Origin of the sequence: Streptomyces sp. SID3212, assembly GCF_009865405.1 — a bacterium.
Taxonomy (GTDB): domain Bacteria; phylum Actinomycetota; class Actinomycetes; order Streptomycetales; family Streptomycetaceae; genus Streptomyces.
Map to the genome: position 1 here is coordinate 1 of NZ_WWJY01000362.1, position 10,561 is coordinate 10,561.

Annotated in this window: 14 protein-coding genes and 1 pseudogene; 1 reads left to right on the forward strand and 14 read right to left on the reverse strand. The window is 70.8% G+C overall.

Annotated elements, in window-relative coordinates; all coding sequences use genetic code 11:
* The 14 genes and pseudogenes from GT042_RS10960 to GT042_RS11025 form a co-directional block, all read right to left on the reverse strand.
* Window positions 1-676, reverse strand: a 676-nt coding sequence (locus tag GT042_RS10960) for a magnesium chelatase domain-containing protein (RefSeq protein ID WP_272925701.1), incomplete at its 3' end; no start/stop codon positions are given.
* Window positions 676-1,053: a YraN family protein gene (locus GT042_RS10965; RefSeq protein ID WP_161308522.1), complete on the reverse strand. Its 378-nt coding sequence runs from the start codon at window positions 1,051-1,053 to the stop codon at window positions 676-678. The genes GT042_RS10965 and GT042_RS10960, both read right to left, overlap by 1 nt.
* Before the next feature lie 234 nt (window positions 1,054-1,287).
* A complete protein-coding gene (locus GT042_RS10970; protein ID WP_014675276.1) occupies window positions 1,288-1,596 on the reverse strand; it encodes a DUF2469 domain-containing protein in 309 nt (102 codons plus the stop codon).
* 56 nt (window positions 1,597-1,652) lie between these two features.
* Window positions 1,653-2,132, reverse strand: a complete 480-nt coding sequence (locus tag GT042_RS10975) for an NUDIX hydrolase (protein WP_161308531.1) — start codon at window positions 2,130-2,132, stop codon at window positions 1,653-1,655.
* A gap of 70 nt (window positions 2,133-2,202) precedes the next feature.
* On the reverse strand, window positions 2,203-3,006 hold the full coding sequence (gene lepB, locus GT042_RS10980; RefSeq protein ID WP_161308523.1) for a signal peptidase I: 804 nt from the start codon (window positions 3,004-3,006) through the stop codon (window positions 2,203-2,205).
* A 45-nt stretch (window positions 3,007-3,051) separates the two neighbouring features.
* Window positions 3,052-4,062 carry a signal peptidase I gene (gene lepB / locus GT042_RS10985; RefSeq protein ID WP_161308532.1) on the reverse strand — a complete coding sequence of 337 codons (1,011 nt, stop codon included), beginning with the start codon at window positions 4,060-4,062 and terminating at the stop codon, window positions 3,052-3,054.
* A pseudogene (gene lepB / locus GT042_RS10990) lies at window positions 4,031-5,049 on the reverse strand (signal peptidase I). The gene lepB (GT042_RS10985) and the pseudogene lepB (GT042_RS10990) overlap by 32 nt, the downstream one beginning before the upstream one ends.
* Complete coding sequence (gene lepB, locus GT042_RS10995; protein WP_161308524.1) at window positions 5,042-5,857, reverse strand: signal peptidase I; 816 nt, start codon at window positions 5,855-5,857, stop codon at window positions 5,042-5,044. Before lepB (GT042_RS10995) ends, lepB (GT042_RS10990) begins: the two are co-directional and overlap by 8 nt.
* Before the next feature lie 57 nt (window positions 5,858-5,914).
* The gene (gene rplS, locus GT042_RS11000; protein WP_161308525.1) at window positions 5,915-6,265 is read right to left on the reverse strand and encodes a 50S ribosomal protein L19; all 351 of its coding nucleotides are present in this window, start codon (window positions 6,263-6,265) and stop codon (window positions 5,915-5,917) included.
* Window positions 6,266-6,394: 129 nt separating this feature from the next.
* Window positions 6,395-7,216 carry a tRNA (guanosine(37)-N1)-methyltransferase TrmD gene (gene trmD / locus GT042_RS11005; protein ID WP_161308526.1) on the reverse strand — a complete coding sequence of 274 codons (822 nt, stop codon included), beginning with the start codon at window positions 7,214-7,216 and terminating at the stop codon, window positions 6,395-6,397.
* Window positions 7,216-7,794: a ribosome maturation factor RimM gene (gene rimM / locus GT042_RS11010; RefSeq protein WP_161308527.1), complete on the reverse strand. Its 579-nt coding sequence runs from the start codon at window positions 7,792-7,794 to the stop codon at window positions 7,216-7,218. Before rimM ends, trmD begins: the two co-directional genes overlap by 1 nt.
* A gap of 111 nt (window positions 7,795-7,905) precedes the next feature.
* Window positions 7,906-8,145 (reverse strand): RNA-binding protein, encoded by a 240-nt coding sequence (locus tag GT042_RS11015; protein WP_005311361.1) that lies wholly within the window; start codon window positions 8,143-8,145, stop codon window positions 7,906-7,908.
* Between the two features lie 2 nt (window positions 8,146-8,147).
* Window positions 8,148-8,594, reverse strand: coding sequence for a 30S ribosomal protein S16 (gene rpsP / locus GT042_RS11020; RefSeq protein WP_161308528.1), 447 nt, complete (start codon window positions 8,592-8,594; stop codon window positions 8,148-8,150).
* A gap of 224 nt (window positions 8,595-8,818) precedes the next feature.
* Window positions 8,819-9,412 (reverse strand): hypothetical protein, encoded by a 594-nt coding sequence (locus GT042_RS11025; RefSeq protein ID WP_161308529.1) that lies wholly within the window; start codon window positions 9,410-9,412, stop codon window positions 8,819-8,821.
* Between the two features lie 718 nt (window positions 9,413-10,130).
* On the opposite strand from GT042_RS11025, the gene GT042_RS11030 reads away from it, so the two are divergent.
* A partial coding sequence (locus GT042_RS11030; RefSeq protein WP_161308530.1) for a methyltransferase domain-containing protein occupies window positions 10,131-10,561 on the forward strand: 431 nt, incomplete at its 3' end.

The following is a 10,561-nucleotide window of genomic DNA, read 5'->3' on the forward strand; positions in this document are numbered from 1 at the left end:
CAGCGGTCTGGCCCGCCACGTCGGCCAGGTCGGGCCGGTGGCCGTCCCGCTCCCCCAGGCCGGCGGCCAGCCCCGTGCCGACCCCGGCGCCGGGCACCATCAGCCCCGCCAGGAGGGGGTCGGGGCGTCCTTCGCCCGTCTCGGCCGGTTCGTCGGGCACGGGCTCGTCGGTCAGGATCGCGATGAGCTGGCGCAGGGTCCGCACCCCCAGGACCGAGACCCCGGGGACCAGTGAGGCCTCCCCGGCGGTCCGCTCCGGGACGACCACCTGCCGGTATCCGGCCTCGGCCGCCGCGAGCACGGCGGGCAGCACCCCGCGCACCGGCCGGACGCGCCCGTCCAGCCCCAGCTCGCCGATGAGCACCAGATCCGCGATGGTCCGGGGATCGAGGCGCTCCGCCGCCCCCAGGACGGCACACGCGACAGCCAGGTCGAATCCCGAACCGCTCTTGGGCACGGAGGCCGGGCTCAGCCCGACCGTGAGCTTCTTCTGCGGCCACTCGCCGCCGGAGTTGACCACGGCGGCCCGCACCCGGTCCCGGCTCTCGACCAGGCTCTTGTCCGGCAGCCCCACCAGGGTGAACGCCGCCACGCCCGGTTCCAGGTCCGCCTGCACCTCCACCACCACGCCCTCGACGCCCACCAGCGCCACCGAGCACGCCCGCGCGAACCCCATCAGGCCACCCCCCGCGCGTGCTCGACCACGGCCGCGCCCCGCCGGGGCAGGACCACCCCGATCAGGTCGATGCGGACCCCGCCCGGTGGCGGACCGCCGCACCGCTCCAGCCAGCAGGCCGCCAGCCGTCTCAGCCGGTCCGCCTTGACCGGGGTGACGGCGGCCATGGGATGTTCGAAAGAATCCGTTCTGCGGGTCTTCACCTCGCAGACGACCAGTACCTCACCGCCCCCGGCGTCCTCGTCCCGGGCCACGATGTCGATCTCGCCCGTCCTGCCGCACCGCCAGTTCCTCGCCAGCACGGTCATCCCGGCCGCGGCCAGCCGCCGCACCGCCAGGTCCTCGCCGTAGCGTCCCAACGCCCCCGTCGCGTTCATTTCGGCACCACCTCCGGCACCGACTCTCCCGCGTCCGCCGGAAACAAGTGGATCTTCGTGGACAACTCGGGCGTTGTGGAAAACTCGCTCACTCGTGCGAGTGAGGCCGCCCCGGCAAACGCCGTACCACCGCCGGAAAACGTGCGGTCACCGCACACCGGCACGCCCCGGGGCCACACGAAAATGCCCCGGGGCACCAACCCCGGGGCATCTCCGTCCGCGCTGTCATGCTCTTCAGCCTCCGGGCAGTTCGAGATCGCTCTTGTTGAGCTCCTCGATGTTCACGTCCTTGAACGTGAGTACCCGTACCTGCTTGACGAAACGGGCAGGCCTGTACATGTCCCAGACCCACGCGTCCGCCATCGTCACCTCGAAAAAGACCTCGCCTTGTACGGAATGCACCTGCATTTCGTAGTCATTGGTGAGATAGAAGCGACGCTCGGTCTCGATCACATATTTGAACAGACCGACGACATCGCGGTACTCCCGGTAGAGCTTCAGCTCCATCTCGGTCTCGTACTTCTCGAGGTCCTCGGCGCTCATGGCAATGTTCCCCTTCAGCCGTACGTCCCCCTATTGTGCTCCGGTCCCCCGCGCCCCTAGACGATTTCGGGGGCGAGGACCACCGGTTCATCCGGGGGACCCTCGTCGAGCAGCGTACGCAGCAGCTCGGCGAGCCTGGTCGGATACACCGTCTCACGTGCCGCCAGAAGTTCGGCGGAGGTCCACCACCTCAGCCCCGCGACACTCCGGCGCTCCAGCTCCGTCAGCCCGCCGGGGGCCGTCTCGGTCTGTGTCGTACGCGCCAGGAAGTACCACTCGTCCTGGTCCCAGCGCCGCCCGTCGAACGGGAACAAGCACCGCCGGTGCCACAGCACGGGCCCCAGCTCGACCTGTGTGATCCCTGTCTCCTCCACGAGCTCCCGCAGGGCGGCCTCCGCACGGCTCTCGTCGCCCTCCAGGCCCCCGCCGGGCGTGAACCACCACGTGTCGCCCGGGTCGTCCGGTTCGTAGCCGTGGAGCAGCAGGATGCGGTCCTGAGGGTCGAGCAGCACCACCCGGGCGACCTTCCGCAGCACACCCCCACCGAACCCGCCGGAGCCGGACCCACCAGACCCGCCGGCCTCACCGAACCCGCCGTCCCCGTCCTCAGTTCCCGGCACGCGCCGACACCCCTTCCCCCGACCGCCCCGCCCGCGCCCTCGCCGCCCGCCGTTTCGCCAAGCGCTGCGCGAGCGGCCCGTACGCCGCCCCCACCATGATCAGTACGGCCCCGAGCACCACCGCCCCGACCAGTGGCCTGACCGGCCCGGCCGCGGACACCCCGCCCGGCAGCGCCGCGAACCCGGCCGGCCGCCCCAGGAAGCCCGGCGACGGCCAGATGACCGCGTCGACCCGCGCGTCCACGGCGGAACGCGGCACCGAGCCCTGCCCCGGGTCCTCCAGGTGCACCCGCGAGTCCAGCGACACATTCCGCTGGTCGCCGAGCAGGAACAGCTGACCCGCCGGTACGGTCGCGTCGAAATCGCCGCCCGAGGCACGCCCGCCGGGCAGCTTGCCGACGTACGGCTCCGCGAGCGCCTCACCGTTGACCGTCAGCCGCCCCCCGGTGTCGCAGCAGGCGACCTTGTCGCCGCCGATCCCGACGACCCGCTTCACCATCGGCATGTCGCCCCACTGCCTGTCGGTGAAGACCACCACGTCCCCGCGCCGTACCGCGTCGCCCGATATCCGCTGGGCGAGCACCCGGTCCCCCGCCTTCACGGTCGGGGACATCGAATCGGTCGGCACGGTGTACGGGCGGTACTCCACAGCTCCCCACCCGAACCCGCCGAGGAAGAGCACACAGCCGACGGCCACGACCAGCCCCGACAGCACGCTGCCGAGGCGGCCGTGGCCGCCGTTCCCAGGTTTCGTACGTCCCGCTCCGCCCGTACGTCCCGTTCCGCTCACCCGAGCACCCCACCGTTCCGGAAATCGACGATCCGGGACGGCACCCTACCCGGCGGTACCGCCACCGGGTCCGGTGCTGTGCGGACCCGATTCCCTCACCGGCCGGGACGCGAGCCTCTTCCTGCGCCACAGCACCAGCGGCACCGCACCGGCGAGACCGACCGCGCCAGGAGCCGCGAGCGACCCCACGACGGCCGCCGCCTGGCCGGGACCGGCCTGGTCGAAGGTGTCGGGCACCGGCAGCGTCGCCAGCCTGTTGAGCGGCCACGCGACCACGATGGCCCGGCCGACCACATCCTTGACCGGGACGAATCCCCGGTCGGCGTTGTCCATGTGGTAGCGCGAGTCCTGCGAGTTCTGCCGGTGGTCGCCCATGACCCAGAGCCGGTCCTTGGGCACCTTGAACGGTCCGAAGGGCTGGTCGTCGCACGGGGTGTTCCCGGCGAAGATGAACCCCTTCTCGTCCAGCGCGTGCCCGTTGACCTCGACCGGGCCGCCCTTCTTGCACTCCACCGTGTCGCCGCCGACCGCGATGACCCGCTTGATCAGGTCCTTCTCCTCGGCCGACGGCATCAGCCCGATGAAGCTCAGGAACTTCTGCGCGATGTTCGGGTCGGGGACGTCCGTCTCGGGCAGCCAGCCGCCCGGGTCGTGGAAGACGACCACCTCGCCGCGTTCGGGCTCCGAGCCGAACCACGGGGTCAGCTTGTCCACCAGCACCCGGTCACCCCGCTGGAGGGTGTTCTGCATCGAGTCCGAGGGGATCGAGAACGCCTGCACCAGGAAAGTCTTGATCACCAACGCCAGGACCAGCGCGATGACGATGAGGAGGGGAAGCTCCTTCCAGAAGGAACGCTGCTTCCTCTGCCCTTCGCCGTCACCGGTACCGGCACCGTCGTTGTCACCGACGCCATCACCGCTCAAGGGACCGCCGTCACCGCCCAAGGGACCGTTCCCGGGTTCCGTCGTGCTGTCCGTCACGACCGCGGGCGACTCGGCGAGCTGCTCGTGTCCCTCCTCGGGATCATCGTGACCGGAACGTGCGCCGACCGCCACATCCCCCACATCCACTCCTCACTCCGTGCGATTCACTCCGTGCGGTCGCCTGCCCCGGAGAAGGGGCAGGCCCACCACTCCCATAACGAGCGGGAGTTCCGCAGGGCTCGGGAGCCGGACCAATCCATGTCGATCCCGCGGGAACACACTATTCGACGCGCCTGTGGCCGCCGTCGGCGCGGGACGCGCGTCCGGGACCTCGCCGAAGGGCTCCGAGTCCCCCAGCCGGCTCCAGTGGCCGATGGGCCAGGCGATGACCACGGCCCGCCCCACCACCTCGTCCTCCGAGACCGTGCCCTGGTCCTTCTCGTCGAGATGGAAGCGGGAGTCCGCCGAGTTCTCGCGGTGGTCACCCATCACGAAGATACGCCCCGCGGGCACCTTCACCTCGAAAGTGATCGTCGAGGGGGCGTTCCCGGGATGGAGATACGGCTCCTCCAGCGGCACGCCGTTGACGGTAATTTTGCCCGATGCGTCACAGCACTTGACGGTGTCACCGCCGACACCCACGACGCGCTTGATCAGATCCTGGTCGTCGGCGGACGGCAGCAGCCCGATGAAGGTCAGCCCTTCCTTGATCTGCTTGATGACGACCGGGGAGGTGTCCGGTACGGGCTTCTCGTCCTCCAGCCAGTTCCCGGGGTCCTTGAAGACGACGACGTCACCGCGTTCCGGCTTCGAGCCGAACCACGGGGTCAGTTTGTCCACCAGCACCCGGTCGCTGATCCTGATCGTCTGCTCCATCGAGCCCGAGGGGATCACGAAGGCCTGTACGAGGAAGGTCTTGAGGACCAGCGCGATCAGCAGCGCCACGGTGATCAGCACCGGGATCTCGGTCATGGCGGACCGCCGCCTGCGGTTCTTGACCCGCCGCGCGAGCCTGCGCCGGTCGGCCCGGCCCGGCAGCGCCCGGCCCATGGTCGGCCGGCTGCCGGTCGGCAGGCGGGTGTCGTGCCCGTGGCTGGCGGCGCGCCCGCGCTTACCCATGAGCATCGTCCCGCCTCCCCTGACCGCTGCCGGGAGCCCGTACGGCATCAGGAGGCGGTACGGCACCGGCCGCGCCCCCCACGTCCTCGAAGGCGTCGGTGGGCCTCAGCGCCGACCAGCGGCCGGGCGGCCAGGCGGTCCACCTCACCCGTCCCACGACCCGGTCCACCGGCACCACACCCCCGCCCGGCTCACCGAGATGGTCCCGGGAGTCGCGGGAGTTGTCGCGGTGATCACCCATGACCCACAGCGTGCCCTCCGGGACGACGATGTCGAAGGGAACGCGGGACGGGGCGTCACCGGCGTACACGTACGGTTCGTCCACCGCCCGGCCGTTCACCTCGACCCTGCCCCCTTCGTCGCAGCAGACCACACGGTCGCCTCCCACCCCGATCACCCGCTTCACGAAGTCGGTCCCGGCGGGCTCGGCCAGTCCCACGGCCGCGGCGGCGCCGCGCAGCAGCCCGGTGACGGGATTCTCCCGGGGCTTCTCCTGGACGAAGGAGCCCGTGCCGTCGAAGACGACGACGTCGCCGCGGTGCGGCACGGACCCGAAACGGTACGCCAGCTTGTCGACCAGCACGCGGTCCCCGACCCGGAGGGTGGGCTCCATGGAGCCGCTCGGGATCAGGAAGGGCTGCACGACGAAGTGGCTGACCAGCAGGACCACGGCGACGCACACCACGGCGAGCACACCTGCCCTGGGCCAGAACCGGCCGGAAAAACGCGCGGAGCGCGACTTCTCCTCCGGCCCGGTGAGGGGCTGGGAGGAGGAGTCGCGCTCCGTGTGCTGTGCTTCGGTGTCCATCGGGCCAGGAGCTTATCCGGCCGCCCGTCGGACCCCGTCGCGACGGTGAGCCGGGGCTCAGTTGTCGCGCTTCTCCTTGATCTTCGCCTTCTTGCCGCGCAGCTCGCGCAGGTAGTAGAGCTTGGCGCGACGGACGTCACCGCGGCTCACGAGCTCGATCTTCTCGAAGATCGGGCTGTGGACGGGGAAGGTCCGCTCGACGCCGACGGAGAAGGAGACCTTGCGGACCGTGAAGGACTCACGGACGCCGGAGCCCTGACGCCGGATGACGACACCCTTGAACTGCTGGATACGGGAGCGGTTTCCTTCGATGACACGCACGTGGACGTTCACGGTGTCACCGGCGCGGAACTTGGGGAGGTCGCTGCGGAGCGACGACGCGTCTACGGCGTCGAGCAAGCTGGTCATGGGATCTGCTTCCTCACTGATGCCACAGGTCATCAGCGGATGTCGGGACGAGAGTCTGGGGTGCCGTTCTCGTCGGGCGGGCGTCGTTCCCCCTGTGGCAGGGGCGCACACCGGACGTAGGGCAGCGGCCTATTCTTCCACGGCGGGGGGCCTGCGCCAAAATCGGCCACCGGGCTCGGGGGCCCAGCCGAGGATCGAGAGGATCTCCCGGTCCTTCTTGTCGAAGGCCGAGGGGTCGCAACGCTCGATCAGGTCGGGGCGGTTGAGGGCGGTACGTTCGAACGCCTCGTCGCGCCGCCAGCGCGCGATCTTCCCGTGGTGGCCGCTGAGCAGCACGTCCGGGATCCCGCGTCCGCGCCACTCGGGGGGCTTGGTGTAGACGGGCCCCTCCAGCAGGTCGGCCATCGCGCCGGGCGCGAAGGAGTCGTCGCGGTGCGACTCGGCGTTGCCGAGCACGCCGGGCAGCAGCCGGACCACGGCCTCGGTGATCACCAGGACGGCCGCCTCGCCGCCGGCCAGGACGTAGTCGCCGATGGAGACCTCGTGGACGGGCATCCGGGTGCGGTATTCGTCGACGACCCGGCGGTCGATGCCCTCGTACCGGGCCGGTGTGAAGATCAGCCAGGGGCGCTCGGAGAGCGCGACGGCGGTCTCCTGGGTGAAGGGCCGGCCGCTGGGGGTGGGCACGACCAGCACCGGGTCGTGGGCCCCCGACTCGTACCCGCCCGCCAGCACGTCGTCCAGGGCGTCGCCCCACGGCTCGGTCTTCATGACCATGCCGGGGCCGCCGCCGTACGGGGTGTCGTCGACCGTGTTGTGCCGGTCGTACGTCCACTCCCGCAGGTCGTGCACGTGCACGCCGAGGCGGCCCCGCGCACGGGCCTTGCCGACCAGCGAGACGTTGAGGGGGTCCAGGTACTCGGGGAAGATCGTGACGACGTCGAGCCGCATCAGGCGTCGCCCTTGCCGGCCCGGTCGCCGCTGCCGCTCTGCTCCGACAGCTCGGGGTCCGTCTCCGGGAGTTCGTCGATGAGACCCGGCGGCGGGTCGATGACGGCCCGCTGCTCCTCCAGGTCGATCTCGGTGACGATCTCCTCCACGAAGGGGATCATCACCTCGCTGCCGTCGGGCCGTTCCACGATGAACAGGTCCTGCGACGGCAGGTGCGTGATCTCGGTGATCCGCCCGATCTCCGTGCCGTCGGCGAGGACGACGTCGAGATCCATCAGCTGATGGTCGTAGAACTCCTCCGGGTCCTCGGGGAGTTCCTCGGGGTCGACCTCGGCGATCAGCAGGATGTTACGGAGCGCCTCGGCGCCGCCCCGGTCGCTCACGCCCTCGAAGCGGAGCAGCAGCCTGCCGCTGTGCACCCGGCCCGTCGCGATGGTCAGCGGGCCGGCCGACGCCGGTTCCGTGCCCAGTACGGCGCCGGGCCCGAGCCGCAGCTCGGGCTCGTCCGTACGCACCTCGACGGTGACCTCACCCTTGATCCCATGGGCGCGACCGATCCGCGCAACCACCAACTGCACTGCATACGCCCCTTTTACGGTCACACATGGAACAAACGGCAACGAGCCGGGGCGGACCATACGGCCCGGCCCCGGCCCGTGCCGGTGTTGAACGCTGTCAGTTGAACGCTCTCAGCGGACCTGGTCCACGTCGACGAGGTCGACGCGGATGCCACGGCCGCCGATGGCACCCACGACGGTACGCAGCGCGCGAGCGGTACGGCCGTTGCGGCCGATCACCTTGCCGAGGTCGTCGGGGTGGACCCTGACCTCCAGCACGCGGCCACGACGCAGGTTGCGCGAGGCGACCTGCACGTCGTCCGGGTTGTCGACGATGCCCTTCACGAGGTGCTCGAGAGCCTCCTCGAGCATGCTCAGGCCTCGGTGGACTCGGCGGGCGCCGAGGACTCGGTCCCGGCTTCGTCCGCCTTCTTGTCGGCCTTCTTCGCCTTCGGGGTGATGGCCTCACCCTTGGGCTCGTCGCCGCCGTCCTTGGTGAGCGCCTCGAAGAGCGCCCGCTTGTCGGCCTTCGGCTCCGGCTGGAGCAGGGGCGCGGGGGCCGGAAGGCCCTTGTGCGCCTGCCAGTCACCGGTGAGCTTGAGGATCGCGAGAACCGGCTCGGTCGGCTGGGCGCCGACAGACAGCCAGTAACGCGCGCGGTCCGAGTCGACCTCGATGCGCGAGGGGTTCTGGACCGGGTGGTAGATGCCGATCTCCTCGATCGCCCGGCCGTCACGGCGGACGCGGGAGTCGGCGACGATGATGCGGTAGTGAGGCGAACGGATCTTGCCCAGACGCTTCAGCTTGATCTTGACTGCCACTGGAGTGGTGTCTCCTGGTCTTGACGTGGTTGGGCGAGGCGGGACGCCGCGTGGGGTTGCGGTACCCGATCCGCCCGATGGACGCGTCAGCCGGAGGAGAGAGGGGTCCTGTGCGACTGTCGAGTACAGCTGGCTATTGTGCCACACACCTGCGGTGCGGCATGACGCGGCGAGGGTCGGGCGCCGGGCCCGGCCCACCGGCCCCCACCGGTGGGCACCGGGGCTCAGCTCGCAGCGGCGACCACTTCCGGGATACGGAACGGCTTGCCGCAACCGCCGCAGACGATCGGCGCCTGGGCCAGGACCGACGGGACCACGCGCACGTTACGCCCGCAGTCGCAGACCGCCTTGACGCGCACGCCCCCGCCGGACGAGCCGTGCCGGGCGGCGGGGCCGCGGAAGCTCCGCTTGGTGTCGGCGGCCGTCGCGACCGTGTGTGCCTTGAGGGCCCGTTGCAGCCGCTCCATCGTGGGGCGGTACCGGCGCTTCGCCTCGGGGCTGAGCGAGACCAGCGAGAAGCCGCTGCTGGGATGCGGCTCCTCGGGGTGGTCCAGGCCCATCTCCTCGGCGATCGCCAGGAATCGGCGGTTGTGATAGCGGCCCGCTCGCGAGGTGTCCCGGACACCTCTCGCCGCGGCGATGCCGTGGACCGCTTCGTGAAGCAGTCGTTCGAATGAGAGCTCCGCGCCGCAGGCGGACGAGGACTCTCCGATCAGGGACTCTGGCGCGGCAAGATCCGGCAGCTCGGGGTGGGACCGCTGAATATCGGCCCACGCCTGTGCCAGCTCTGCGGCGAGAACAGGTGGTGTCGTGCTCACGTCGTGAATAACGAGCTGGGGCGCTCGGGGGTTCCATTCCGGGGCATCCCAAATAATTTGCACGTACCCGTCAGTTGCCATTGATGCGTCCTGACGAGGGCGGGTGCGTAGATCTGCGGAGAAGCCTCACAGGCCCTACCAAGCTGGTACGTAGCGACTCGTACGCTTCGACGCGTAGACGATCTACGTACGGGGGCGCGGGCGCCCATCAGGAGCGGGCGGCCGGCGGGGCGGGCGCTCGGCGGAGCGCGGGCCACAGGACCGACAGTACCCGGCGCGCCGCCGGATTCCGGCACCGCCCCGTCGTGCGGGCCGGGGACGTCCGCGCGTGGTCCGCCGGGGCGCACGCGGGCGTACGTGGGGGCCGCTCCCGTGCGACCACCCGTTCGGCCCAGTCGCCCGGGCGGCGGGGGTGAGACCGTTGTCGGCCACTTCCGGCCGGGTGCCGGATCCCGTACGCCCCAAGGGAAATCGCCCGCCCGGGGCGTCCGGCCAGGCATCTTCGCCCGGCACGCGCGTGTGAACCGGGGACGCCCCAGGGCGGGAACCGGCCGCACACGCGGGGGCGTACCAGTGGTTCACCGACGCTTTGCCAATCGCCCACTGGACGCGGCCACGGATGCGGAGTTCCCTGGCATACGGGGGATGAAGGCGCGCACGTACACGGGGGATGTCATTCGGGGCAGTACCGACCTCTCGGCGGATTGGGGCGCTATCCATGACACGTACGCTCGTCCAGCACCATACGAACGCGGGGCCGCCGTTGGCGGTCGCCTCCGACCCCTCTACACGCGCCCGTGACTGGGCCGAGATCCAGGAACGCATGCTGGTACCGCTCTACGAGGCGGTGTACGAGCGCCTGGAGGTCCGCGCGGGGACCCGGCTCCTGGGCCTCGGCTGCGGCTCGGGGCTGGCGCTCCTGATGGCGGCGGGGCGGGGGGCGCGGGTCATGGGCGTCGACTCGGACGAGGAGCTGCTGACGCTGGCGTCGGCGCGGCTGGGCGCGGCCGGGTCGGCCTCCCGCCCCTCCGGGGGTGTGCTCCCCACGTCCCGGATGGCGGAGGCCGCGCTGCCGGGTGGGGTGCCGTACGACGTGATCACCGCGCTCCAGCCGATCGGCTGTGTGGCGGGCGACGCGAAGGGGCTGGC